The sequence below is a fragment of the Micromonospora sp. NPDC023737 genome (assembly GCF_040639715.1).
In the GTDB taxonomy this organism is placed as follows: Bacteria; Actinomycetota; Actinomycetes; order Mycobacteriales; family Micromonosporaceae; genus Micromonospora.
Genome location: NZ_JBFAAL010000011.1, coordinates 137,902 through 163,495, shown reverse-complemented (window position 1 = coordinate 163,495; position 25,594 = coordinate 137,902). Strand labels below are relative to the sequence as shown.

Here is a 25,594-nt window from a genome sequence, read left to right as displayed (position 1 = left end):
CACAGCGAAAGGGGTTTCGAACCTATGGTTTTCAGTGTCGGCGAGACCGTTGTTTACCCCCACCACGGGGCCGCACTCATCGAGGCAATCGAGACTCGGGTCATCAAGGGCGAGGAGAAGCAGTATCTCGTCCTGAGGGTCGCGCAGGGTGACCTCACGGTCCGGGTTCCCGCTGAGAACGCCGAGATCGTGGGTGTGCGCGAGGTGGTCGGCGAAGAGGGCCTGGGCAAGGTCTTCGACGTGCTCCGTGCCCCGCACACCGAGGAGCCGACCAACTGGTCGCGGCGTTACAAGGCCAACCTGGAGAAGCTCGCCTCCGGCAACCCGTTGAAGGTCGCCGAGGTTGTCCGCGACCTGTGGCGTCGCGAGCGGGAGCGGGGTCTTTCCGCGGGTGAGAAGCGCATGCTCGCCAAGGCCCGGGACATTCTCGTCGGCGAGGTCGCGCTGGCCGAGAAGAGCACCAAGGACGAGGCGGAGACGCTCCTCGACAAGGTGCTGGCCGAGGCCTAGTCCGCACAGCATCGTCGTACCCAGTTCGTAGCGAAGAAACCACCGAGGACCGCGACGTGACCGCGCAGCTCAATCCGCGCGGTGACGTCGCGGTCCTCGTCCCTGCGGCGGGTGCCGGCGTACGGCTCGGTCCCGGTCGACCCAAGGCGCTGCGCCTGCTCGCGGGGGAACCACTTCTGGTGCACGCGGTGCGGCGGCTCGCCGCGGCCCGCAGCGTGCACACCATCGTCGTCGCGGCACCCGTGGCCGAGGTCGAGGCGGTCCGTGAGCTGCTCGCTCCGGTGGCCTCGGTGAGTGTGGTGCCGGGCGGCGCGGAGCGGCAGGAATCCGTGGCCGCCGCGCTCGCGGCGGTGCCGCCCGGTCCGGAGATCGTCCTCGTGCACGATGCGGCCCGGGCGCTCACGCCGCCGGACCTGGTCGAGGCGGTCGCCGCGGCGGTCCGCGCGGGGCGGCCGGCGGTCATCCCGGTGTTGCCGGTCGTCGACACGATCAAGGAGGTCGGCGCCGAGGAGGTCGTGCTCGGCACCGTCGACCGTTCCGCCCTGCGAGCGGTGCAGACCCCGCAGGGCTTCCGCCGGTCGGTGCTCAGCGCGGCGCACGCCGCGGCCGGCGACGCGCTCACCGACGACGCCGGCCTGGTGGAGAAGCAGGGCGTACCGGTCTCCTGCGTACCCGGTTCGGAGTACGCCCTAAAGATCACTCGCCCGTTCGACCTGGCACTGGCCGAGTATCTGCTGGCCAGCGGTGCTTGACGCGTACCCTCTGATCATGATCGTTCCCCGGGTGGCCATCGGCACCGACGTGCACGCCTTCTCCGCCGGTCGGCCGTGCTGGGTGGCCGGCCTGCACTGGCCCGACCAGGACGGGTTGGCCGGTCACTCCGACGCGGACGTCGCGGCCCACGCGGCCTGCAACGCCCTGCTCTCCGCGGCCGGCCTCGGTGATCTGGGCGCGAACTTCGGCGTGGACCAGCCGGAGTGGGCCGGGGCATCGGGCGTCGCGCTGCTCACCGAGTCGGCCCGTCGGGTCCGCGCCGAGGGGCTGACGATCGGCAACGTCTCGGTCCAGGTGATCGGGAACCGACCGAAGATCGGGCCGCGCCGGGCGGAGGCCGAACAGGTGCTCTCCGCCGCCGTCGGCGCGCCGGTCACCGTATCCGCCGCGACGACCGACGGGCTGGGCTTCACCGGACGCGGCGAGGGGCTCGCCGGAATCGCGGTGGCTCTGGTGTACGAGGCTCCGGCGGCCTAGGCTCGCCGCGATGTCCAGCGACGCCGCCCCCGATCAGTCCGCCGCCGACGGCTATCTCCAGCGGGCGAAGCTCCTCGCCGAACTGGGCCGCTACGACGAGGCCGCCGCGGAGGTCTCGTACGCGGTGGCGATCGAGCCGGCGAATCCGTTGGGACTCACCCTGCTCGCCCGGCTGCACCTGGCCGCCGGCCGGCCCGCCGAGGCGCTCACGGCCGCCGACGCGGCGATCGCCGCCGCCCCGGGCACCGTGGCGCCGCTGCTGGCCCGGGGGATGGCACTCGCCGACCTGCAGCGGTACCCGGAGGCGGCCCGGTCCGCCGAGGAGATCCTGGCGATCGGCCCGGACGACGCGTACGCCCAGCGGAGCGGCGCCGCGATCCTGGCCGGTTCCCGTAACGGCCAGACGGCGTTGAACGCGGCCTGGCGCGCGGTGGAGCTGACGCCGGAGGAGCCCGAATCGCACCTGGTGCTCGGTCTGGTGGCCGCGAACATGCGGCTGTACGACCTCGCCGAGCGGGCCTACGGGGAGGCGCTGCGCCTGGACCCGCGGCTCGCCGAGGCGCGGCACGACATCGGTGTGATCCGGCTGGAGCAGCGGCGCTGGAGTGAGGCGCTGGAGCATCTGGCCGAGGCCGCGACGATGAGCCCGGGGCAGATCGACTCGGGCCGTACGATCTCCGCCGGCCTGCGGCAGTTGGTGCTCTACGGCGCGGGCTGGTCGATGATCACGGCGGTGCTGATCGCCTGCCTCGCGCCCGGCAGCGGAGGGTTGTCCCGTGTCGCCGCGGCGTTCGCCGCGCTCGGTGGGGCGTTGGTCATCTGGCGCTTCGCCGCCCGGATGCCAGGCCTCGCGCGGACCGTCCTGCCGGGGTTGCTCCGCTCCGACCGTGCCCTGGCCCTCGCCGTCTACGCGGCGATCGCCTCGCCGGTGCTGATCGTGCTCTACGCCCTCGTCGGCACCCCATGGCCGCTGGTGCTCGCCATCGCCGTAGCCGCCGTCGCCGAGATCGTCGTAGCCACCCGAACCCCAGCCTGACCGCCCGCATCGTGTGGAAGATCCGTTAGCGCGGCCTGGCTCGTGGTCGGGGACGATCAGGCGCGACGCGCCCAGGTCCAGGCGTAGCCCGGGTCCTCGCAGGCGCCGGCGGCGCCGCAGAGGTCGAGCGGGCGGAACGTGTCGACCATGACTGCCAGTTCGTCGAAGAAGTCGACGCCGATCGCCCGCTCGGCGGCGCCGGGCTGCGGGCCGTGGGTGAAGCCGGACGGGTGCAGCGAGATCGAGCCCTGCTCGATGCCGGAGCCGCGCCGGGCCTCGTAGTTGCCGCCCGTGTAGAAGAGCATCTCGTCGGAGTCGACGTTGTGGTGGTTGTACGGCACCGGGATCGCGTCCGGGTGGTAGTCGACCTTGCGCGGCACGAACGAGCAGACGACGAAGTTCGGACCCTGGAAGGTCTGGTGCACGGGTGGCGGCTGGTGGATCCGCCCGGTGATCGGTTCGAAGTCGTGGATGGAGAATGCCCACGGGTACATGTGCCCGTCCCAGCCGACCACGTCGAAGGGGTGGTGGGCGTACGTGTGGCGGGTCCAACCACGACGGTGGCGAACCAGGACCTCCACGTCCTCGCCGTCGACCAGCAGCGGCGCGTCCGGGCCGCGGACGTCGCGCTCGCAGTACGGCGAGTGCTCCAGGAACTGCCCGCGGACGGAGAGGTAGCGCTTGGGTGGGCCGATGTGACCGGACGCCTCGATGGTGAGCAGTCGCACCGGCTGGTCACCGGTGGGTACGAGCCGGTGGATGGTCGAGGTGGGGATGATGACGTAGTCACCGGCGGTCACGTCGAGCGTCCCGAACGTCGACTCGACCCGCATGTCGCCCGCCTCGACGTAGAGGCAGTGGTCGCCGATGGCGTCCCGGAACAGCGGGGAGGGGCGGTCGGCCAGCACGTACGCGATGCGTACGTCGTCGTTGGCGAGCAGGTACTGCCGGCCGAGCACCGGGTCGGCGCCGGTGCCGTCCAGCTTGTGCGTGCGCAGGTGCCGTGGCTTGAGTGGCAGGTTCGGTGCCCGGGTGAAGGCCGGCGGAGTGAACTCCTCGGCGGCCACGATCGCGGTCGGGGCGTGCCGGTGGTAGAGCAGGGACGAGTCGGACGAGAAGCCCTCCTGCCCCATCAGCTCCTCGGCGTAGAGGCTGTCGTCGGGCTGGCGGAACTGGGTGTGGCGCTTGCGCGGCACCTCGCCGACGCTGCGGTAGTAGGGCATCTCGCCTCCCGGTGTGTCCCGTTAACCGGCTAGGGACGTCCGATAATCGGACGCTGTTGTCCGTTCCTTGTAGCGTCCCGTAGATTCTTGTTCCGTGTCAACGCAGGTGCCCGCGCTCCTCGACGGCCTGGTGGACGACGCGGCCGTCTTCCCGCCCGGCAGCGCGGCGCTGCCGGACGCCGTCGCCGCACATCGACGCCATCGCGCCGCCTGGTACGCCGACCTGGTCGGCCCCCTGCTGGTGCCCGCCTCGAAGTTGCCCGAGCTGCCCGCTCTGCTCGCCATCGACGAGCGGATCGCGGTCGGGGTGATCGCCGACGTGCCGATCGGCCGGCTCGACGGGATACGTGCCGGGGTGGATCGACGTATCCGCGTCCGCCAGGTCGAGGCGGCCGTCGCCCGGCGCGGCGAGGATCCGCAGCCGGGCCTTGCCGAGCTGGTCGACCTGGTTCGGCGTGAGCGGGACACCGCGTCCGGCGACGACGGCCAAGGCCTCGACGTCTTCGCCGAGATCCCGTTGACGTTCGGGCTCATGGGGGCGCTGGACCGGCTCGCCTCGATCCGCGCCGAAGGGCTGCCGATCGCGGCGAAGTTCCGCACCGGCGGGCTGGCCGCCGAACTCTTCCCGACTCCGATAGAGCTGGCAGCGGTGATCTGCGGCTGCCGGGACCGGGCTCTGCCGTTCAAGTTGACCGCCGGGCTGCACAACGCGGTCCGGCACCTGGAGCCGGAGACCGGCCTCGTCCACCACGGCTTCGTGAACGTGCTGGCCGCCACGCTGGCCGCCGCGCAGGGCGCGGGTCTGGCGCAGGTCGCCGAGCTGCTCACGGTCACCGATCCGCGTCCGCTCCTTCAGGCTGTCGAGGGCCGACTGGGCGGGCCGCGTCCGCTCTGGGTGGGCTACGGCTCGTGCAGCATCGGCGAGCCACTGGCGGACCTGGCCCGCCTGGGCCTGCTGGACCGGCCGAGGACGTGACGGGCCGGTGGCGATGAACGGGACCGACATGAACGGGGGCGAGGACGTATGACCTGGGTGGCGGGTGCCGAGGGCTCGGCGTACGGGATGACCAACCTGCCGTACGGGGTGTTCGTGCACGACGGGCGGGAGCCGCGGATCGGTGTACGCATCGGCGGTTTCGTGCTCGACCTGGCCGGCGCCGAGGCGGCCGGCCTGGTGCTGGCGGCCGGCGCGCTGGGCCGACCCACCCTAAACGACTTCATGGCGCTCGGGCGTCCGCAGTGGACGGCGGTGCGGCAGCGGATCACCCAGCTGCTCACCGACACCGCGCACCGGGCAGTGGTGGAACCGCTGCTGGTGCCGCTGGACGAGGTGCGCCTGCTGCTGCCGTTCGAGGTCGCCGACTACGTCGACTTCTACTCCTCCGAGCACCACGCCGGCAACGTCGGACAGATCTTCCGGCCGGGCCAGCCGCCGCTGCTGCCGAACTGGAAGCACCTGCCGATCGGCTACCACGGCCGGGCCGGCACGGTGGTCGTGTCGGGGACCCCGGTGATCCGCCCGTCGGGTCAGCGGCCCGGCGCGGACGGCCCCACGTACGGCCCCTCCGTTCGGCTGGACATCGAGGCCGAGGTGGGGTTCGTGGTCGGCGTACCCAGTCCGCTCGGCGCGCGGGTCTCCGTCGACGGCTTCACCGACCACGTCTTCGGCGTGGTGCTCGTCAACGACTGGTCCGCCCGGGACATCCAGGCCTGGGAGTACCAGCCGCTCGGCCCGTTCCTGGGCAAGTCCTTCGCCACCTCCGTCTCGGCGTGGGTGACACCGCTGGACGCCCTCACCGACGCGTTCGTGCCCGCGCCGGAGCAGGAGCCGCCGGTCGTCGACTACCTGCGCGACGTGCCGCACCGCGGGCTGGACCTGCGGATCGTCGTCGAGTGGAACGGCGAGCGGGTCAGCGAACCTCCGTTCGCCACCATGTACTGGACGCCCGCCCAGCAGTTGGCCCACCTGACCGTCAACGGGGCGTCGCTGCGTACTGGTGACCTCTACGCGTCCGGCACCGTCTCCGGTCCGGAGCGCGGCCAGGTCGGCTCGTTCCTGGAGCTGACCTGGGGCGGGGCCGAGCCGGTGCAGCTCGGCGGAGGCGAGCAGCGGACCTTCCTGCAGGACGGAGACACGGTCACGATCACCGCGACCGCGCCCGGCCCGGACGGCACCACCATTGCCCTCGGCGAGGTCACCGGCACCATCCTGCCGTCCCGCTGACCAGGCCGGAGACGCTGGTCAGCGGGCGTACGACAGGTCGTCCCAACCGTGATCGGCCGATCGCACAGTCGGTGCGACCGGGCCGACGACCTCCCGCGTTGATCGCTCCGGATTCCGACGCCCCGTCGCGCCGGACGGGCCCGCGACTGGTCCCGCCGGTCGTGGACGGGGCGTCCCGACGCAGCGGGAGGTAGTTCACGATGCACGATCTGACCGGCGCCGTCTGGCGTACCAGCAGCCGCTCCAACGACCAGGGGCTCTGCGTGGAGGTGGCGGACAATCTGGCCGACGTCCTCGGGGTGGTCGCGGTACGCGACTCGAAGGACCAGGCCGGTCCCACACTCGCGGTCAGCCCGCCCGGCTGGGCGGCCTTCGTCGGCGCGATCCGAGCAGGCCAGTTCGACCGCTGACCGCCGGCCTCGCGGACCAGGTCGCCCAGGGGCCGGTCCGCGCGGACCCGGTATGGGTGGCAGACGTGCCGTTTCGGGGTCTCCGGCAGGAATTGCGCCCGGAGACCCCCGTAGAGCGCTCACGCCGCGTACCGTCGACGCCACGGGAGGTGGCATGTCGGCAGTGACGGTTACCGGGCGCATCGAGGCGCACGCCGTCGACGTCTGGCGCCTGCTGACCGACCTGCCCGGCCGGGCGCGGCGACACCTCGCCGGCCCGGTCGAGCTGCTCACCCCCGGGCCGTTCGGGCCGGGTACCTCATGGCGCGAGCCCCGCTCCCAGCCGGACGGCGGTCTCCTCGTCGAGGAGTTCTGCGTCGTGGAAGCGGTCCCTCCTCGACGCCTCGTCCTCGTTTCGTCCGGAGTCGGCGTCGACTACCGGATCACCTGGGAGCTGCGCAGGCCGCGACGCCGGCACCACGGCTGCACCCTGGCCAGCGTCACCCTGGAGGCGTTGCCGGTCGATCCGTACGGTCGGGTGGCCGCGCTGTTCCTCGGCGCGCTGGCGGCGCGGGCGATGGAGCATGCGCTGCGGACGGACCTCGCCGACCTGGCTAGCGCCGTCGCGGGGTGCCCCGGCGCGGTCCGGGCCGCCTGAACCTCACCACCCAGAATCCGGCGTGCGCGTCGCTCAGGCACCTTCGGGGACGCCCTGCCCGGCCGCGCCGGACCGCCGCCCGGGCCTCGGCTCGCTCGCGCGAGCCTCGTGAAACCTGCCCTAGTACTGTGCCGGGCGGAGGTGCGCATGGGGTTCCGGAACGGCCGGCGACGTGTCGTGCAGGCGGTCGCAACGCTGCTCGTCGCCGCCGCGGTAACGGTGACGGTCTACCGGGTGCTCGCCCCTGCCGAGGTCAGCACGGTCGCCCACGCCGCCTACCCGGCACCCGCGCAACCTCCGGTGGGAGTGATCGGGCGCTTGCCCGTCGCTCCACTGATAGTGGACGGCCGCCTACGCGTGTACGCGGGCCACCGCCAGGTGTACGCGGACACCCCGGTCGACGGTCGGCACCGCACCACCCCGTTCTGGTCGTACCGCCGCTGGCCGGCGGAGCTGATCGGCGTGGTGGCGAGCGGAACCACCGTGGTCAGCCGATGGTCGGACGGGCGGCTGGTGGCGTTGGACGCGCGGGACGGGCGGGTGACCTGGCGAGCCGACGGGCCCGTGCCGCAGCAGCGGCCGAGCGTCCGGCGTACCGGATCGGCGATCGTGTGGGATCCCGAAGGGCTCTACCTCACCCGCACGGCCGACGGCCGGGACGTGCTGGTGGCGACCGGTGACGGCGAGGCGCGCGGCGTCGACCTGGCCGGGGGGCGCGAGCTCTGGCGGTCGGAGGTCGGAACGCGGTGCCGGAGCGATGTCGGTACCACGCCGACCGGGCAGCTGGTCAGCGTCGACGGTTGTGCGGGGGAGGCCGCCGTCGAGTTCCGGGACGCGACCAGCGGCGAGGTGACGAGTCGTTGGCGGCCGTTCGGCGCGGGCGGCGAACTGGTGGTGACCCCGGTCGGCTGTCGCACGGCGAGGTCCGGCTGCTCCGCTCTGCGTACGGCCGGTCCGGGTGACGCGGCGGGTCGGGCCTGGCTGATCGGGGCCGGGGCACCGGTGGCCGCACCAGCCCTGGACGGGCGCGACACCCAGCTCGCCGGCGAGCTGGCGGTCGGGACCGTCGACGGGGTACTGGTCGGCCGCTCCGCCCGGAACGGGGCCGAGTTGTGGCGTCGCCCCGACCTGGGGCAGGGGCAGGTGATCGCCGTCCAGCCGGGCCGGGTGCACGTGCTGACCGACGCGCGGGAGCTGATCACGCTCGATCCCGCGACCGGCGCCGAGCGGTCCCGGTTCACGCTCACCGTCGGGCAGGACGGGACCGGCTACGCGCTGGGAGCGGTGTACGCGGCGGACGGCTACGTGGTCGTGGAGCGGCTGCGGGAGCCGGTCGACCCGGACGCGGACGACCAGGCGTACTTCCTCACCTCCGAGCCGCTGGTGCTCGCCGCGACCTGAGTGGAAACGCCGCGTTGAATGCTCGACAAATCGGACATTAGTTACTTATAGTCACCCGGTGCGACTCGTGGCAGCCCTGTTGGGCGTGATCATCATCTTGATAAGCCCCGCGCCGGCCGATGCTGCGCCGGCTCCCCGTCCGTCTCCGGTGGCCCCGGCGGCGTTCGGCGCCGATGGTGCCGTCCCAGCGTGCGCTTTGCTCGACGCGCTTGCTCTCGGGTGCGCCGGGATGAGCGAAACCGAATAAACCGCCATCTAGGTTGGAAAAAGTTACATTACGGACGGTTCATGTTCCTGCGGGAAGGGATCGTGCGGATGTGTAGGACGGCGGCCAAGCGACTCGTCGGCGCGGCGCTCGCCGCTGCGGCGGGCGTCATGTTGGTGGTGACGCCGGCGTTCAACCCGGCTGCCGCGTCGCCGGGGGTGCCGGCGGTCGCTCCAGTGCCGGCGCCCGTGGCCGGAGGGGCAGTGGCCGTCGCCCCGACGGAGCCTTCGGGGAGCGGCCGGGTCACCTTCGAGGTGCGACCCACTTCCCCGCAGCCGACCCCACCCACGCCGCAGCCGGCACCGCCGACCCCACAGCCGACCCACGGCGGTCAGCTGCCGGTGACCGGCGGCGGTCGGTCCGTGCCGATGCTCGCCGCACTCGGGTCCGCCCTGCTTCTCCTCGGCTGGCTGGCGGCCCGCCGCCGGCGGCCGATCTGACGCCCGCCGATCCCGCCGGGATCCGGTCTGACGCCCGCCCTGGTCGGTTGAAGCGGGGGAACGACGTCGAGCCGGAAGAGCTGCTGCGCTCGTCAGTCGGGCTCAGCGGTGCGCGGAGATCCGCTCGCGGGGCACGCGCCCCGCTGTCCGCCGGAAGCGGCGCGCCAGCACGGCGAGTCCGGCCAGGAGCAGGAGACCTGCGACGGCGGCGACGGCGCCCCAGCCGGTGAGCATCCGGGAGTAGAGCGTCGCCCGCACGCCCTCGCCGCCTGGTTCGGGGAACCGGATCTGGCCGGTCGCGGTCCGTTCCACCCTGCCGCTCTTCAGGTTGACCTGGATCTTCCAGGGACCGTTCGGCAGTTCGGGCGGAAACCGCGCGCTGACCTGGCCGGTGGCACCCACAGCCAAGGTGGTGCCCTCCGACACCGGGAACGGGCCGACGCGGCTGCCGGCCGGTCCGTCGGTCAGCGTGACCGTCCCGGTCAGATCCACCGCGCGTCCGCCGGTGTTGTCGACCCGGACCGTGACCGACGGCTCGCCGTGCGAACTACGGGCCGGACGCATCTCGCCGATGGTGAAGTCGGAGACCGGCTCGCCGCCCTCGCCCACATCGAGGTAGACCCGCACGCCGACCCGGTGAACCTGGGTCACCTGGCCGCCGGAGGGGGACGGCGAGGAGGCAGCGGACGCCCAGAGCACCCCGTATCGCTCGCCGGCGGGCACATCGGCCGGCACGGCGATCGTCGCCCGGACCCGGCTCTCCTCCCACGGTTCCAACTCGATGGCGTCCCGATCGATGGTGATCCAGGAGGTCAGCTCGTTGGCCGCCCGCCCTCCGCCGAAGACGAACTTCGCGCCCTCCACGCTCGCCGCGGCCGGGTAGAGCTCGACCGCACGACGCTCGGCGCTGCGGTTGACGATCAGTAGCTGGCGCCTGATGGTGGTGCCCGGCCGAAGGTGATCAACGATGTAGCGCAGGGCGCGCGGGTCGTCGCGCCGGTTCGTCGGCGCCTCCAGCAGCCGGATCCCGATGCTGCCCTCGTCCGGCTCGGCCGCGCCGGCCCGAGTCGGCAGACCCGGGCCGGCGAGACCGAGCAGGACGACCGTGATCGCCACGGCCGACCGCAGCCGGCGGCTACGCCACCGAATGAGTCACCGTCCCGGTGTACTCGCCCGCGATGCTGTCCAGCGGAACGTTGACCACCAGGGTGGGGTTCCACTCGGCGGTGTTCCCGCCGGTACCGCCCGAGTGGGTGAACGCTGTCAGCGGTGTGACGCTGTCCAGGGGCTGGGCGTCGCCGGCGGTGAGCTGGCCAGGCGTGAAGGTGCCAGTGCCTGTCGTCGTCGCCGCCGCCCCCGACCAGTAGTCGATCTCCGATGGCAGCACCGTCTCCTGCGGGCTGCCGCCGCCGGTCTGGAAGACGGTGGCCGTGACCGACGCGGTCCACGAGGCGTCGGCGGCGCCCCGGGAGTCGTCGACGAGCACGGTGCCGAGGGCGCCGGTGATGGTGCCGCCCGTGTCGCCGCTACCCAGGTCGGCGGTGGCCGGCGTGACGACGTCGAGGGTGCCGACGAGCACCTCGAACGTGGTGTCCGTGGTGTCGGTCGGCGCGGCGGCGGCCGGCGTGGCGAGGAGGCCCACCGCCGCGGCGGTGGCCGCGACGGTGGTCCAGATCTTGGCAGTACGCACTGGTTCTTACCCCGTTCTCGAAGTGGGCCGGCGTGGTTCGGGCGCCGCTTGAGTCGCAGCAGGCCGGCTACTTGGAAGATAGGGCAGAAACAGGGCTAAAACGGACTAAAGACCCAGAAGGTGATGATTCGCGCTTGGCTTCAGGCCAGCGCCGCCTCGGCGGCGGCCAGGAAGGCGTCGTTCTCGGCCGGGGTGCCGATGGTGACGCGCACCCCGTCGCCGGGGAACGGCCGGACGATCACGCCGCGCGACTCACACGCCTTGCCGAACGCCACCGCCCGGTCGCCCAGCGGCAGCCACACGAAGTTCGCCTGGCTGGTGGGCACGTCGGGCACGAACTTGCGCAGTGCCTCGGTCACCCGGTCCCGCTCGGCGACGACCAGGGCGCAGCGACGCTCGACCTCGTCGGCCTGCGCGAGCGCGGCGAGCGCGGCCGCCTGAGCCACCGCGCTGGTGGAGAACGGGGTGACCACCTTGCGGACCGCGGCCGCCACCTCCGGCTGGGCGACCAGGAAACCGACCCGGAGCCCGGCCAGCCCCCACGCCTTGGAGAGGGTGCGCAGCACCGCCACGTTCGGCCGGTCAAGGTAGGTCAGCCCGTCCGGCACCTCCGGGTCGGTGACGAACTCGCGGTACGCCTCGTCGATCACCACGAGCACGTCGTCCGGCACGGCGTCGAGGAAACGGTCCAGCTCCGGCTTGTGGATCGCGGTGCCGGTCGGGTTGTTCGGGGTGCAGACCAGGATCAGTCGGGTCCGGTCGGTCACCGCCGCCGCCATGGCGGTCAGATCGTGTGCGTGGTCGGCGTCGTTGGGCACCCGGATGCTGGTCGCGCCGCTGGTCGCCGCGATGATCGGGTACGCCTCGAACGAACGCCACGAGTAGAGCACCTCGTCGCCGGGCAGGCTGGTGGCACGGGCCAGGTGCTCCGCGAGCGCCACCGACCCGCAGCCGGTCGCGATCCGGTCGGCGTCCACGCCGTACCGCTCGGCCAGCGCGTCGCGGAGCGCGAGCACGCCCATGTCCGGGTATCGGTGCACCCCGGCGGCGGCCTCGGTGACCGCCTCGACCACGCCGGGCAGCGGGCCGTACGGAACCTCATTGCTGGCCAGCTTGATCGCCTCGGGCAGCCCGAGATCCCGAGCCAGGTCGGCCGGGTTGCGACCCGGTACGTAGCTGGGCAGCGAGTCCAGGTCGGCGCGGGTCAATCGTACCGCCGGCTCAGGTCTTCCGGTGTGGGTCATGGGGTGTCTCCTGGGGGTCGGAACGGTCGTTCAGGGGGCGGTTCGGGTCCGGCGGCGGCAGCTGGACGACGACGGTCTGGGCCCGCTTGTCGTGCAGTGCCTGTCGCAGGGGGTGATCGAAGAGGGGGGAGAGCGCATCGATGAGCTGGATCAGCAGGCCCAGGCCGAAACAGCACCAGAGCAGGGTGGGGACACCCCCGTAGGTGTTCCACCTGGCCAGCGCCCGGCCGAAGCCGAGGGGCGCGTCGGCGGTGAGCGGGACCGCCCTGATCCGCATCGCCCGCTTGCCGATCGTCTGGCCGGACGAGGCCGTCGACGGCACCTCGTACGCGAGCCAGAGCGCCGCGGCGATCGCCACGATGGCCAGCTGGAGGCCCCCTGCCTGCTCACCGATCTGGGGCAGCCCCTCGCGGGACGTGTTGCCCTCCATCGCCCGCCGGACGACCTCCCGCCAGTACGGTTCCATCTCCTCGAGGAACCGCCAGACGAACCAGCCGTTCACCACGACGTTCAGCGCCAGGACGATGGCGAAGTCGATGAGCCGGGCGGCCAGCCGGCGGCCGAAACCGGCCAGTGGCAGCCCGTGCGGCCGGGGCTCGGGCATCCGCCCCGACCAGCCTGGGGGAACCCAGCCGGGCGGGACACCCGCGGGCCCGTAGCCGGGCGCGCCCTGGGGCCCGTGACCGGGTGGGCCGCCCTGCGGGCCGTAGCCGGGTGGCGTGCCGGGCGGGCCGTAGCCGGGGCCCTGGGGGCCGTGACCGGGCGGGGCGCCCGGCGGGCCGTACCCGGGGGGAGGGCCGGGGTGACCAGGCCAGCCCGCAGCCGGTGGCGCGGAGGCCGGGGACACAGGTGCCGGGCCGGGCGCGACAGGCGCCGGCGGCTCCGGTGGAGCCTCGACCGGAGGCGGACCCTCCGGCGGAATGGCGTCAACGGGGATGGGCGCGCCGATCCAGCCCTCGCCGTCCCAGTACCGTCGGGTCTCGCGGTCGGCGGGGTCGATGTACCAGCCGGGTTGCACGCTCACGCAGCCACCTTAACGACGGCCGTCCCGGCGAACCGGTCGTGGCGGCACAGGGCCGGACTCGGCGGCGGGGGCGGGACAGCGCCCGGGTGATCGCGGTACGGCTGGCGGGCGGGACCGGCGGGCGGCGCGAAGCCGCCGGCGGTGGGCGTGGGCCCACCAGCCGGCGGCGTCGGGTACGACGGGGGTTGCGTCACGCTGGCAAGTGTTACAGGTTGCCGCGGGCTTCCTGTTCACGCTCGATGGCCTCGAACAGGGCCTTGAAGTTGCCCTTTCCGAAGCCGAGCGAGCCGTGCCGCTCGATCAGCTCGAAGAAGACGGTCGGCCGGTCCTGCACCGGCTTGGTGAAGATCTGGAGCAGGTAGCCGTCCTCGTCCCGGTCGACCAGGATCTTGCGGGCCTTCAGCTCCTCGATCGGCGCGCGCACCTCACCGATGCGGGCGCGCAGCTCCGGGTCGTCGTAGTACGAGTCCGGGGTGTCCAGGAACTCGACGCCGGCGGCCCGCATCGCGTCGACGCTGGCCAGGATGTCGTTCGTGGCGACGGCGATGTGCTGGGCGCCGGGGCCCTGGTAGAACTCCAGGTACTCGTCGATCTGCGACTTCTTGCGGGCGATCGCCGGCTCGTTGAGCGGGAACTTCACCTTGCGGGTACCGCTGGCGACCACCTTGCTCATCAGCGCCGAGTAGTCGGTGGCGATGTCGTCGCCGATGAACTCCGCCATGTTGGTGAAGCCCATGACGCGCTTGTAGAACTCCACCCACTCGTCCATCCGGCCGAGCTCGACGTTGCCGACCACGTGGTCGACCGCCTGGAAGAAACGCTTCGGCTGGATGCCGGCGGCGATCATCGGCTGCCGGTCGACGATCGGCCGGCGTGCGACGAAGCCCGGCAGGAACGGCCCGGTGTACCGGGACCGGTCGACCAGGGTGTGCCGGGTGTCGCCGTAGGTGGCGATGGCCGCCATCCGCACGGTGCCGTGCTCGTCGCTCACGTCGTGCGGCTCGACGAGGCCGGTCGCGCCCTGGGCGGTGGCGTGCGCGTACGCGGTGTCGACGTCCGGCACCTCGAGGGCGATGTCGCTGATGCCGTCGCTGTGCTTCGCGACGTGCTCGGCGCCCTCGGCGTCCGGGCGGACGACGCCGGTCAGCACGAACCGGGCCGAACCACTGGTCAGGACGTACTGGGCGTGGTCCCGGTAGCCCTGCTCGGGACCGCGGTACGCCACGCAGGTCATGCCGAACGCGGTGGAGTAGTAGTGCGCCGCCTGCTTGGCGTTGCCGACCAGGAAGTGCACGTGGTCGAGGCCCTTGACCGGGAAGGGGTCGCGGGTGATGTCGTGGTCGACGGCGCCGATGAGCCGGTCGACGTCGACCGTGTCGTCGCCGGACTGGGGTCGGTCGATCGCCTGGGTCATGGTGGTCTCCCTTGCGTACCGGCCGGCCTCGTGGGCCGCCGTGCGTGGTTTGAGCTGAGGATTGCGGTGCCGCCGTTGGTTGGGCAATAGTTCGCCGTATCTCTGGTCAGGTTGTGCATCCAGTAAGGTGAAACCCCATGAACACTGGTCAAGATGTTCAGCTCGACGACCTGGACGCGCGGTTGATCGAACTGCTCGCCCAGGAGCCTCGGATCGGTGTGCTGGAGTGCTCGCGGCGGCTCGGCGTGGCGCGCGGGACCGTCCAGGCGCGCCTCGACAAGCTCATCGGCCGGGGCGTCATCTCCGGCCTCGGCCCCGAGATCTCGCCGGCTGCCATCGGATTCGGAGTGACCAGCTTCGTCACCCTGGAGATCAGCCAGCGGCACGGGCACGACCCGGTCACCGCCCACCTCGCCGGCATCCCCGAGGTGCTGGAGGCGCACACCATCACCGGTTCCAGTGACCTGCTCTGCCGCATCGTGGCCAGGTCGAACACCGACCTCCAGCGGGTGATCGACCAGATCGTGTCCTCCGAGGGGATCACCCGCGCCTCGACGATCATCGCGCTGGCCGAGCAGATTCCGTATCGCACGCTGCCCCTGGTCCGCTCCGCCGCCCGCAACTGAGCAGGGCCACTGCTCGACGACTCCTTGGCCGGCCGCGACCGGTCCGCTTTTCCGTGGAAGTCGACAGTGGTCGGACGGGGCGACCCCGTTAACACCTCCGGCGGCAGAAAGCGCGGCGACACGGCGGTGCGGGCGTATGGAAGCTACGTGATCGTGGCTACCGTGTGCGTGTGGCGAAGGGGAGGGGTCGAGGCGTACGGGCGGGCTTGCTGCTCGCGTTGATCGCCGTCGTCGCCCTCGCCGCGACCGGAGTCTGGAACCCGTTCCCCAGGGTCTGGGACTGGGTCGACCGGAGCGAGCCGATCGCCGATCCGGACGTGGTCTGGCAGCAGCGGATCGGCGGCACACCGAAGAGCGTGACCATCGCCGGCGAGACAGTGGTCGTCGAGCAGCGCACCCGCGTCGAGGCGCGCGCCCTCGCCACCGGCGGCCAGCTCTGGGAGCGCAAGGCCGACTGGGCGGCCGTCGCCGGCGCCGACCGGAACGCGGTCGTCGTCGTGGGCAAGCTGCTGGTCAAGGGGTACGAGGTGCTCGACCCGACCACCGGGGTGACCCGCCGGCGTGACGACGACGCGGTGGCCGTCTGGACGTACCGCAACCTGCTGCTCGACGCACGCTGCGTCCAGCCGACCGACTGCACGTTGAGCGCCTGGGACCCGCGCGGCACCAAACCACTGTGGACCGCGTTCCTGCCCGGCGTGGGCAGCGGACTCTTCGCGGACAATCCCGGACTGCGTGGCACCCGGCGGCTTACCGCGCAGCGGCTCGACGAGGAGATCGCGGGACCGGAGCCGGTGCCGCCGCTGCTCGGCTTCCCGGTCGACGGCCGGGTGCACGTGGTGGACACCGCGACCGGCGCCGTCCTGCAGAACGTCGAGCCGGGCCGGGAGGAACGGCTCTCCGTGGTCGGCGGTCGGCTGTTGCGCATCGCCGCCCGCTCCCAGGACAACAACTGTTACTTCGCCATCTCCGGCGTCGACCCCGCCACCGGCCGGGAGACCTGGCATCGCGCCGGGATCAACCTGCGTACCGCCGACAAGGCCGGCTGCGTGCAGCGGGAGGATCCGCAGGGCGCGCGCAACGTGCTCATCGGGGTCGCACCGGATGCCCGGGAGGCGGTGCTCGACGGGTACGACGGCCGGCTGCTCTGGGTCGGCGCGGACCGCGAGAAGCTGCTCGCCGTCGACGACCGGTACGCGCTGGTCCGCGCCGCTGACCAGCGGTCGATCCTCGCGCGTGGGCTGGGCGCCGAGCGCACGCTCTGGACCCGCCCGGCGGGCGGTAAGGCCGGCGCGACACTGACCCCGCACGCCGCGGTGATCGTCGACGAGAAGCCGTCCCGGCTGATCGCCCTGGATCCGCGTACCGGACGCGAGTTGACCGTGCTGCGGACCTCGGCGAACGCGCTCGCGGTCGGCCCGGCCGGCATGGTGATCGGTGAGGGGCGGGAGATCGGGTACGTCCGGTTCGGATCGACGGCGGGCGGCGAGCCCGATCCGTCGAGCGGCGAGGGCGTGCCGGGCCCGGGCGGCAGCGCCCCCGCCCCCGGCGGGGGCGACGACGACTGCGGGCCGAAACGCGAATTGTGCCCCGACGGGACCAGCGGCTGATCGACCGCGATGCTGCCTGCTTCCACCGGCGATGCCAGGCGATCGATCCGTCCACGTCGCGGGTCCGGTGAGAGCGGCGTCCCAGGGGGACCCGGCGGGTGGGAATGATCGACCGGTCTGCCCTAGGCTTTCCGCTCATGAGCAGTGCCGCCGCCTTCTCGTACGCCCCCCTGCTGCCGACCGGCCCGGACCAGACGGAATACCGCCTGGTCACCGACGAGGGCGTCGACGTCGTACACGGCCCGGGAGGTCGCCGGTTCCTCACCGTGGAGCCGGCCGCGCTGACCGCGCTGACCGCCGAGGCCATGCACGACATCGCGCACTTCCTACGTCCCGCGCACCTGGCCCAGCTGCGATCGATCATCGACGACCCGGCCGCCTCGCCGAACGACCGGTTCGTCGCCCTCGACCTGCTGCGCAACGCCAACATCGCCGCCGGCGGCGTGCTGCCGATGTGCCAGGACACCGGCACCGCGATCGTGATGGGCAAGCGCGGCCGGCACGTGCTGACCGACGGCGGCGACGCCGAGGCGATCTCCCGGGGCGTCTGGCAGGCGTACACCCGGCTGAACCTGCGCTACTCGCAGCTCGCCCCGCTGACCATGTGGGAGGAGCGCAACACCGGCAGCAACCTGCCGGCGCAGGTGGAGATCTACGCCGAGGACCCGGACGGGCATCCCGACGCGTACAAGTTCCTCTTCATGGCCAAGGGTGGCGGGTCGGCCAACAAGTCGTACCTCTACCAGGAGACCAAGGCGCTGCTGAACCCGACGCGGATGATGCAGTTCCTGGAGGAGAAGCTGCGCCTCATCGGCACCTCCGCCTGCCCGCCGTACCACCTGGCCATCGTCATCGGCGGCACCTCCGCGGAGTACGCGCTGAAGACCGCGAAGTACGCCTCCGCGAAGTACCTCGACGCGCTGCCCACCCAGGGCTCGATGAGCGCGCACGGCTTCCGGGACCTGGAGCTGGAGGCCGAGGTGCTGGAGCTGACCCGCAACTTCGGCATCGGCGCGCAGTTCGGCGGTCGCTACTTCTGCCACGACGTACGGGTCGTCCGGCTGCCCCGGCACGGCGCGTCCTGCCCGGTGGCCATCGCCGTCTCCTGCTCCGCGGACCGGCAGGCCGTCGCGAAGATCACCCCGTCGGGCGTGTGGCTGGAACGACTCGAAACGGACCCCGCCCGCTACCTGCCGGACGTCACCGACGCGCAGCTGGACACCTCCGAGGTGGTCCGGGTGGACCTGAACCGGCCGATGGACGAGATCCGGGCCGAGCTGTCCAAGTACCCGGTGAAGACCCGGCTCTCGCTGACCGGTCCGCTGGTGGTGGCCCGCGACATCGCCCACGCCAAGATCGCCGAGCGGCTGGACGCGGGCGAGCCGATGCCGCAGTACCTGCGCGACCACGCCGTCTACTACGCCGGCCCGGCCAAGACCCCCGAGGGCTACGCCTCCGGCTCGTTCGGTCCGACCACGGCGGGCCGCATGGACGCGTACGTGGAGAAGTTCCAGGCCGCCGGTGGCTCGCAGGTCATGCTGGCCAAGGGCAACAGGTCGGCCCAGGTGACCAACGCGTGCCAGCAGTACGGCGGCTTCTACCTCGGCTCGATCGGTGGCCCGGCCGCCCGGCTCGCTCAGGACTGCATCAAGCACGTTGAGGTGCTCGAGTACCCGGAGCTGGGCATGGAGGCCGTGTGGAAGATCGAGGTGGAGGACTTCCCGGCCTTCATCGTGGTCGACGACAAGGGCAACGACTTCTTCGCCGAGGTCACCAAGCCGGTGCTGACCATCGGCCGCCGCTGACCGTACCCACGTTGAAAGGGCGCCGGGCACGAGCCCGGCGCCCTTTCCGTGTCTCGAATGGGGTGATCGACGACGCTCGGTGCGCCCGCCCCCCAAAGGGGCAACAGGCGGGCGCACCGCCCCCGTCGGGTGTCGGTGCCGACACCCCACGTCAAGATTGGTCCTGTCCACTGCCGATCCACTCTCACATCGCTATCACCGGCCGGAGACCTTCTGTCAGCAGCGGGCTACGCTGCGATCGTTACGCCGGTTCGGACGGGAGCGGGAATGCGGTTCGGGATCCTGGGGCCCCTACGAGTCGGTGCCGGCGAGGCCACCGTCACCGCCGCGCGGGATCGGACCGTGCTCGCCATGCTGCTGCTGCGGGCCAACCGGATCGTGCCGGTGGAGGAACTCGTCGACGCGATCTGGGAGGAGCGGCCACCGGCCACCGCCCGCGCCCAGGTGCAGACCTGCGTGTCCCGCCTCCGCCGCCGGTTCGCCCAGCTCGGGCTCCCGCCGGCGGCCATCCTCAGCGACCCGGTCGGCTACGCCATCAGCACCGAGCCCGGCGAGGTGGACGCCGACGTGTTCACCCGGGGCGTCGAGGCCGCCCGGGCCGCCCTCGCCGCCAACCAGTTGGCGGAGGCACGCCGCCACTTCCGGGACGCGCTCGCACTCTGGCGCGGGCCGGCGCTGAGCGGAATCACCAGCCGGAGCGTACGGCGGCGAGCACAGGCTCTCGACGAGCAGGGACTCGCCGCGCTGGAAGAGTGCGTGGACGTCGAGCTGCGGCTCGGCGACCCGGCCGAGATCCTCGACGTGCTGACCGAGACCATGGCCCGGTACCCGCTCCGCGAGCGGCTGCGCGGCCAGGTCATGCTCGCCCTGTCCGCGGTCGGCCGGCAGGCGGACGCGCTCGCGGTCTACCGCGAGGGGCGCCGGCTCTACGCCGAGGAGTTGGGCATCGAGCCCGGCGTCGCGTTGCAGCAACTCCACCAACGTGTGCTCGCCGGCGACCTGGCGCTGGCCCGGCCGCAGGAGCGCCGCACCGTTCCGGTCCGTGTCCTGCCCCGGGCCATCAGCGATTTCACCGGCCGCCAGGAGACCCTGGCGCGGCTGGTCAAGGAGATCGAGGAGGATCACACCCGGGTCCAGCTGATCGACGGGATGGCCGGCAGCGGTAAGACGACCCTGGCGGTCCACCTCGCCACCGCGCTGGCCGACCGTTACCCCGACGCGCAGCTCTTCATCGACCTGCACGGGCACAGCGACCGGGAGCCGCTGCTTCCGGTCGCGGCGCTCGCCGCGCTGCTGCGCCAGCTCGGCGTACCCGGGGATCGCATACCGGCCGACGTGGACGAGCGGGCCGCCCTCTGGCGCAGTGAGCTGGCCGACCGGCGAGCGGTGGTGGTGCTGGACAACGCAGCGTCAGCCGCCCAGGTGGCGCCGCTGCTGCCCAGCGGCCCGGGCACCCTGACGTTGATCACGAGCCGGCGCCGCCTGACCGGCCTGGACGAAGGACGGCCGTCGTCGCTCGCCGTCCTCGACCCCGACGAGGGGATCGAGTTGCTCGCCCGGGTGGCGGGCACCGAGCGGGTGGTCGCCGAACCGGAGGCCGCCGCCGAGGTGGTCCGCCGGTGCGGATGTCTGCCGCTGGCGATCCGGCTCGCCGGGGCGCGGCTCGCGCACCGTCCCCGCTGGCGCATCGCCGACCTGGCCGCGCGACTCGCCGCCGGACCGGACGCGTTGAGCGAACTGGTGGCCGGCGACCGCTCCGTCGGTCAGGCCTTCGCCCTGTCGTACGCGCAGGTCACCCCGACCGCCCAGCGGATGTTCCGGCTGCTCGGACTGCACCCGGGAACGCGGTTCGACGCCGTGATGGCCGCGGCGCTCGCCGACGTGCCGATGAGCGAGGCCCAGCACCTCCTCGACGAGCTGGTAGACGTGCACCTGGTCGACGAGCCGGAGCCGGGCCTGTTCCGCTTCCACGACCTGGTACGCGAATACGCGCGACAGCTGATGGCCGAGCCGGCGCGCGCCGCCGAGCGTTCGGCGGCGGTGGAGCGGATGTTCAACGTCTGCCTGCACCTGGTCCTGCTGGCTTCCAGCCAGGTCGAACGGTCGGCGAGCCGGGCACCTCTTCGGCGGCCACCGATGCTCCGCCCCGACCTCGTGGAGACCGGCACGCCACCGAACCTGGGTTGGCTCGAGGAGAACCGGGCCAGCGTGACGGCCATGGTCCGGTTCGCCGAGGCGGAGGGCCGGTACGACTACTGCTGGCAGCTCGCCTTCGCGGGGTGGAGCTACTGGTACGCGTCCGGCCACCCGGACGAGTTGATCGAGGCGCACACGATCGGGCTGCGGGCTGCCGAGCGCCTCGGCGACGAGGCCGCCATCGCCACCATGCACAACTACCTCGCCTCCGGATACCACCGGGTGGGCCGCTACGCGGAGGCGCTGGCCTCGATGGAGCTCGCCCTGCGCCTGCGCAAGCGGCTGGGTGACCCGTTGGGACGGGCCGGCACACACAAGAACGCGGCGGCGGTCCAGGCGATCCTCGGCAACGTACCGGCCGCGCTGCAACACCTGACCGAGGCGCTGAGCATCGTCCGCCGGGAGGGGCACGCCGCCGGTGTCGTGGCGGTCTTCAACAACCAGGCGTCCGTCCTGTTGAGCGCCGGGCGGCTGGACGAGGCGTTGGCGGTGTCCCGTCAGCACCTGATGCTGGCGCGTACGGCCGGCACCCTCTACGACAGCGCCAACGCCCTGGGTCACATCGCGATGGCCCGGGCCCGGATGGGGCACGGCGAGCCCGCCCTCCGAAGGCTGCGCGCCGCGCTCGCGATCAAACGCCGGCTCGGCAACTGGTACGGCGTCGGCGAGCTGCTCAACGAGATCGGTGTGCTGGAACGGGTGAGCAGCCACCCGGAAGCGGCGATGAGCCTGCACCGGGAGGCGTTGCTGTCGATGACGGAGGCCGGTGACCGCAGCGGGCAGTGCGCCTCGCGGAACCTGCTCGCCCGGGCCCTGCTGGAGCAGGGTGATGCGGCCAGCGCGTTGGACCTGCACCGGCGGGTGCTGGCGGACGCCACCCGGCTCAACGCCCGGTACGAGCAGGCCCGCGCGCTGGACGGGATCGCCCGCTGCCTGGTCGGCACCGACCCGGCCGCCGCCCGGACGCACTGGGTCCGGGCGCAGGCGCTGTTCAGTGAGTTCGGGGCGCCGGAGCGGCACGAGGTGGAACGGCTGCTGGCCGATCCGGAGTGAGGCGCTCGTCGCGATCATCTGCACACCGCCGCACGGCGCGGCAGGATGGTACGCGTGACGAATCCAGACGTGACGGGTTACCGGATCGAACGCGACTCGATGGGCGAGGTGGAGGTGCCCGCCGAGGCGCTGTGGCGGGCGCAGACGCAGCGTGCCGTGCAGAACTTCCCGATCTCTGGCCGGGGGATCGAGCCGGCACAGATCAAGGCCCTGGCACAGATCAAGGGTGCGGCGGCGCAGGTCAACGGCGAACTGGGGGTGATCGACGCGAACGTGGCGGCGGCCATCGCCGCGGCGGCGGCGCACGTCGCCGACGGCGGCTACGACGACCAGTTCCCGATCGACGTCTTCCAGACCGGCTCCGGCACGTCGTCCAACATGAACGCCAACGAGGTGATCGCCACGCTGGCCGGCCGGGAGCTGGGCCGTGACGTGCACCCGAACGACGACGTGAACGCCTCCCAGTCCAGCAACGACGTCTTCCCGTCCTCGATCCACCTGGCCGCCACCCAGTTCGTGGTGGAGGACCTGATGCCTTCGCTCAGGCATCTGGCCGAGGCGCTGGAGGAGAAGTCGGCCGAGTTCGAAACCGTGGTGAAGGCGGGGCGTACCCACCTGATGGATGCCACCCCGGTCACTCTGGGGCAGGAGTTCGGCGGGTACGCGGCACAGGTCCGCTACGGCCTCGAGCGGCTGGAGACGGTGCTGCCCCGGCTCGCCGAGCTGCCGTTGGGCGGCACCGCGGTGGGCACCGGTATCAACACCCCGCTCGGCTTCGCCGCTGCGGTGATCGGCAAGCTGCGCGAGTCGACCGGGCTGCCGCTGACCGAGGCGCGTAACCACTTCGAGGCGCAGGGCGCGCGGGACGCGCTGGTCGAGACGTCCGGCCAGCTCCGCACCATCGCGGTCGGGCTCTACAAGATCGCCAACGACATCCGCTGGATGGGCTCCGGGCCCCGCGCCGGTCTGCGCGAGCTGCGCATCCCCGACCTCCAACCCGGTTCGTCGATCATGCCGGGCAAGGTGAACCCGGTCGTCGCCGAGGCGATGCGGCAGGTCTGCGCGCAGGTGATCGGCAACGACGCCGCTGTGGCGTTCGCCGGTAGCCAGGGCGACTTCGAGTTGAACGTGATGCTGCCGGTGATGGGTCGCAACCTGCTGGAGTCCATCAAGTTGCTGGCCGCGTCGAGCCGGCTCTTCGCCGACCGCCTGGTGGCCGGGCTGGTCGCGGACGCCGAGGTCGCTCTGGCGTACGCCGAGGGCTCGCCGTCGATCGTCACCCCGCTCAACCGCTATCTGGGGTACGACGAGGCCGCCTCGATCGCCAAGGAGGCGCTCGCGAAGCAGAGCTCGATCCGCGAGGTGGTGCTGGCCCGCGGGCACGTGGACTCGGGGAAGCTCACCGAGACCCAGCTCGAGGAGGCGCTCGACCTGCTCCGGATGACCCACCCCTGATCGCCCCTGCCCCGCCCGCCGGTCCGTCCTCGGGCCGGCGGGCGTGGTCCGGGTGGTGGCGCGCCGATCGCCGGTCCGTCCTCGGCGCGGTGCGGTGCGGGGCTGGGCCGGAGCGTTCTCAGGGCCGTGCCAGGGGCCTGAGCGGGCCAGGTCAGCCGCGTGCGGCCGCCTTGCGGGCCCGGTACGCGGTGACGGCGGCGCGATTGCCGCAGCCCGCCTCGCAGAACCGCCGCGAGCGGTTGCGGGAGAGGTCGACGACCACGTTGTCGCAGTCGGGGTGGGCGCAGATGCGCAGCCGGTTCAACTCGCCGCTGCGGATCAGGTCCGCGACCGCCATGGCCGCCTCGACCGCCATCCGGATCGCCAGCGGAGCGTTCCGGGGTACGGCGTGGAAGTGGTACGGCTCGTCGTCGTGCGTGATGAGCTGCGGCAGGGCGGCGTGCTCCCGGAGCAGGCCGTTGACGATGGTGACGACCTGGTGGACGTCCGCGTCCCAGAGCCGGCGGAGCCGGGGCCGGAGTTCGCGTACCGACGCCAGCTCGGCCTCGGTGTGCTCGTGCCGCCCGGTGTACGCGTGCGCGACGTAGAACTCGTCCAGGGCGGCCACGTCGGGTAGCCCCTCGTCGGTGCCGGCGGTGTTGACGAGGGCGGCGGCGGCGATCAACGAGCATTCGGTGTCATGGGCAAAAAGCAACTTGACTCCTGTCGAGATGGCCGCCTAGCGTCATCGGCGTAAATCCATTTTGCCCATGACTATCGTGACGGCCAAGGAGCGCATGATGCAGAAGTCACCTGCCACCGGGGCCGGCCTCGGTCTCGCCCTGCTCTCCGCCGTCACGTTCGCCACCTCGGGCACCTTCGCGCGGTCACTGATCGAGGCCGGCTGGTCCGCCCCGTCCGCGGTGATCGCCCGGGTCGGGATCGCCGCGCTGGTGCTCGTCCTGCCCGCGGCGCTCTCGCTGCGCGGCCGGTGGTCCGTGCTGCGGCGCAACCTCGGTGTGGTGGGCGTCTTCGGGCTGCTCGGGGTGGCGCTCGCCCAGGTGTGCTTCTTCAACGCCGTCCGCTACCTGCCGGTCGGCGTCGCCCTGCTCCTGGAATACCTGGGCATCATCCTGGTCGTGGCCTGGACGTGGCTGGTCCACAAGCAGCGCCCCCGTCGGCTGACCGTCGCCGGCGCGGTGGCGGCGCTGGCCGGGCTGGTCTTCGTGCTCGACCTCACCGGCGCCGCGCGGCTCGACGTGCTCGGCGTGCTCTGGGGGCTCGGTGCCGCCGTGGGCCTGGCCGGCTACTACGTGCTCGCCGGTCGGGTCGACGCCCAACTCCCCTCGGTGGTGCTCGCCAGCGGCGGGATGGGCGTCGGCGCCGCCGCACTCGCCCTCCTCGGGCTCGTCGGAGTGCTGCCGCTGCACGCCGTCTTCGGGGAGGTCAGCTTCGCCGGCCAGCAGACCAGCTGGCTCGTGCCGGTCGCAGGTCTCTCCCTGGTCGCCGCCGTGGTCGCGTACCTGACGGGAATCGCCGGCGCGCGGATCCTCGGCCCTCGGCTGTCGTCGTTCGTCGGGCTCACCGAGGTCATGTTCGCCGTCCTCATCGCCTGGCTGGTTCTCGGCGAACTGCCGAAGGTGGTGCAACTGTTCGGCGGCGTGCTGATCGTGGCCGGGGTCGCGCTCGTCCGCCTCGACGAGCTGCGCCGCACGCCAGCGGCGACCGACGCACTCCCCGAACCGCTCCTCGCCGCCGACCGCTGACCGCCGACCCCGCCCCGGTTCTCTCTCCGCCCCTGCCCGGCCTGCCAGGTAGGCCCTGCCCGGTCCTGCTCGGTCCTGCTCGGTCCGGTCCTGCCCGGCAGGGCCCGGTTCGACCCCTGCCCTGCCCCGCCCGCCCGGCCTGGCAAGGCCCGGGTTGTCCCCGAACCGGAACTCACCTGGCCCGCCCGCGCGCTTGATCATTCCCGAGTTCCATGAAGTCGGCGTGTCCTGCTCGCGCGGATACCCCGACTTCCTTGAAGACGAGTTGACCTAGGCGCATCCGACGGGTCGTGCCGCGCGGATTGGACCGGCGTCGCCACGGCCTGGGTGTCGCC

At 72.3% G+C, this 25,594-nt stretch carries 23 protein-coding genes; 16 read left to right on the top strand and 7 right to left on the bottom strand.

Annotation, left to right across the window (positions count from 1 at the left end):
* Positions 1–24: 24 nt before the first annotated feature.
* The 4 genes from AB0F98_RS22610 to AB0F98_RS22595 are packed head-to-tail and all read left to right on the top strand — an operon-like array spanning position 25 to position 2,797.
* On the top strand, positions 25–510 hold the full coding sequence (locus AB0F98_RS22610) for a CarD family transcriptional regulator (RefSeq protein WP_076467066.1): 486 nt from the start codon (positions 25–27) through the stop codon (positions 508–510).
* A 56-nt stretch (positions 511–566) separates the two neighbouring features.
* On the top strand, positions 567–1,262 hold the full coding sequence (ispD, locus tag AB0F98_RS22605; protein ID WP_357738300.1) for a 2-C-methyl-D-erythritol 4-phosphate cytidylyltransferase: 696 nt from the start codon (positions 567–569) through the stop codon (positions 1,260–1,262).
* 13 nt (positions 1,263–1,275) lie between these two features.
* Positions 1,276–1,761 carry a 2-C-methyl-D-erythritol 2,4-cyclodiphosphate synthase gene (ispF, locus tag AB0F98_RS22600; protein ID WP_357738432.1) on the top strand — a complete coding sequence of 162 codons (486 nt, stop codon included), beginning with the start codon at positions 1,276–1,278 and terminating at the stop codon, positions 1,759–1,761.
* A 10-nt stretch (positions 1,762–1,771) separates the two neighbouring features.
* Complete coding sequence (locus tag AB0F98_RS22595) at positions 1,772–2,797, top strand: tetratricopeptide repeat protein (RefSeq protein ID WP_357738298.1); 1,026 nt, start codon at positions 1,772–1,774, stop codon at positions 2,795–2,797.
* 56 nt (positions 2,798–2,853) lie between these two features.
* On the opposite strand, the gene AB0F98_RS22590 is transcribed toward AB0F98_RS22595, so the two are convergent.
* Positions 2,854–4,020 carry a cupin domain-containing protein gene (locus tag AB0F98_RS22590; protein WP_357738296.1) on the bottom strand — a complete coding sequence of 389 codons (1,167 nt, stop codon included), beginning with the start codon at positions 4,018–4,020 and terminating at the stop codon, positions 2,854–2,856.
* Positions 4,021–4,114: 94 nt separating this feature from the next.
* Here AB0F98_RS22590 and AB0F98_RS22585 point away from each other — a divergent pair, with 94 nt between their 5' ends.
* From AB0F98_RS22585 to AB0F98_RS22560, 6 genes are all read left to right on the top strand, one after another.
* Positions 4,115–4,996 (top strand): hypothetical protein, encoded by an 882-nt coding sequence (locus AB0F98_RS22585; RefSeq protein WP_357738294.1) that lies wholly within the window; start codon positions 4,115–4,117, stop codon positions 4,994–4,996.
* A 48-nt stretch (positions 4,997–5,044) separates the two neighbouring features.
* Positions 5,045–6,244, top strand: coding sequence for a fumarylacetoacetase (fahA, locus tag AB0F98_RS22580; RefSeq protein WP_357738292.1), 1,200 nt, complete (start codon positions 5,045–5,047; stop codon positions 6,242–6,244).
* Between the two features lie 200 nt (positions 6,245–6,444).
* Complete coding sequence (locus tag AB0F98_RS22575) at positions 6,445–6,654, top strand: DUF397 domain-containing protein (RefSeq protein ID WP_357738290.1); 210 nt, start codon at positions 6,445–6,447, stop codon at positions 6,652–6,654.
* A 154-nt stretch (positions 6,655–6,808) separates the two neighbouring features.
* A complete protein-coding gene (locus AB0F98_RS22570; protein WP_357738288.1) occupies positions 6,809–7,291 on the top strand; it encodes an SRPBCC family protein in 483 nt (160 codons plus the stop codon).
* A gap of 147 nt (positions 7,292–7,438) precedes the next feature.
* Entirely contained in the window at positions 7,439–8,692 is a 1,254-nt protein-coding gene (locus AB0F98_RS22565) for a PQQ-binding-like beta-propeller repeat protein (protein ID WP_357738286.1), read from the top strand.
* Between the two features lie 288 nt (positions 8,693–8,980).
* Positions 8,981–9,397, top strand: coding sequence for an LPXTG cell wall anchor domain-containing protein (locus AB0F98_RS22560; RefSeq protein WP_357738284.1), 417 nt, complete (start codon positions 8,981–8,983; stop codon positions 9,395–9,397).
* Between the two features lie 102 nt (positions 9,398–9,499).
* Here AB0F98_RS22560 and AB0F98_RS22555 read toward each other — a convergent pair whose 3' ends face one another.
* The 5 genes from AB0F98_RS22555 to hppD form a co-directional block, all read right to left on the bottom strand.
* Positions 9,500–10,513, bottom strand: a complete 1,014-nt coding sequence (locus AB0F98_RS22555; RefSeq protein ID WP_357738282.1) for a hypothetical protein — start codon at positions 10,511–10,513, stop codon at positions 9,500–9,502.
* A gap of 19 nt (positions 10,514–10,532) precedes the next feature.
* On the bottom strand, positions 10,533–11,087 hold the full coding sequence (locus AB0F98_RS22550; RefSeq protein ID WP_357738281.1) for a hypothetical protein: 555 nt from the start codon (positions 11,085–11,087) through the stop codon (positions 10,533–10,535).
* Positions 11,088–11,227: 140 nt separating this feature from the next.
* Entirely contained in the window at positions 11,228–12,331 is a 1,104-nt protein-coding gene (hisC, locus tag AB0F98_RS22545) for a histidinol-phosphate transaminase (RefSeq protein ID WP_357738279.1), read from the bottom strand.
* Positions 12,309–13,355: an RDD family protein gene (locus AB0F98_RS22540; protein ID WP_357738277.1), complete on the bottom strand. Its 1,047-nt coding sequence runs from the start codon at positions 13,353–13,355 to the stop codon at positions 12,309–12,311. The genes hisC and AB0F98_RS22540 overlap by 23 nt, the downstream gene beginning before the upstream one ends.
* Positions 13,356–13,560: 205 nt before the next feature.
* Positions 13,561–14,769 (bottom strand): 4-hydroxyphenylpyruvate dioxygenase, encoded by a 1,209-nt coding sequence (gene hppD / locus AB0F98_RS22535; RefSeq protein ID WP_357738275.1) that lies wholly within the window; start codon positions 14,767–14,769, stop codon positions 13,561–13,563.
* Between the two features lie 137 nt (positions 14,770–14,906).
* On the opposite strand from hppD, the gene AB0F98_RS22530 reads away from it, so the two are divergent.
* The 5 genes from AB0F98_RS22530 to AB0F98_RS22510 all read left to right on the top strand — a co-directional run bounded on the left by AB0F98_RS22530 (position 14,907) and on the right by AB0F98_RS22510 (position 23,514).
* Positions 14,907–15,395 carry an Lrp/AsnC family transcriptional regulator gene (locus AB0F98_RS22530; protein ID WP_357738273.1) on the top strand — a complete coding sequence of 163 codons (489 nt, stop codon included), beginning with the start codon at positions 14,907–14,909 and terminating at the stop codon, positions 15,393–15,395.
* Positions 15,396–15,565: 170 nt separating this feature from the next.
* Entirely contained in the window at positions 15,566–17,005 is a 1,440-nt protein-coding gene (locus AB0F98_RS22525) for a PQQ-binding-like beta-propeller repeat protein (RefSeq protein WP_357738271.1), read from the top strand.
* Between the two features lie 137 nt (positions 17,006–17,142).
* Entirely contained in the window at positions 17,143–18,810 is a 1,668-nt protein-coding gene (locus AB0F98_RS22520; RefSeq protein ID WP_357738269.1) for a fumarate hydratase, read from the top strand.
* Between the two features lie 267 nt (positions 18,811–19,077).
* The gene (locus AB0F98_RS22515) at positions 19,078–22,059 is read left to right on the top strand and encodes a BTAD domain-containing putative transcriptional regulator (protein WP_357738267.1); all 2,982 of its coding nucleotides are present in this window, start codon (positions 19,078–19,080) and stop codon (positions 22,057–22,059) included.
* A 45-nt stretch (positions 22,060–22,104) separates the two neighbouring features.
* The gene (locus tag AB0F98_RS22510) at positions 22,105–23,514 is read left to right on the top strand and encodes a class II fumarate hydratase (RefSeq protein ID WP_357738265.1); all 1,410 of its coding nucleotides are present in this window, start codon (positions 22,105–22,107) and stop codon (positions 23,512–23,514) included.
* Between the two features lie 151 nt (positions 23,515–23,665).
* Here the strand turns inward: AB0F98_RS22510 and AB0F98_RS22505 are convergent, their stop codons facing one another.
* Positions 23,666–24,208 (bottom strand): CGNR zinc finger domain-containing protein, encoded by a 543-nt coding sequence (locus tag AB0F98_RS22505; protein ID WP_357738263.1) that lies wholly within the window; start codon positions 24,206–24,208, stop codon positions 23,666–23,668.
* 85 nt (positions 24,209–24,293) lie between these two features.
* On the opposite strand from AB0F98_RS22505, the gene AB0F98_RS22500 reads away from it, so the two are divergent.
* Positions 24,294–25,259: an EamA family transporter gene (locus tag AB0F98_RS22500; protein ID WP_357738429.1), complete on the top strand. Its 966-nt coding sequence runs from the start codon at positions 24,294–24,296 to the stop codon at positions 25,257–25,259.
* Positions 25,260–25,594 lie beyond the last annotated feature (335 nt).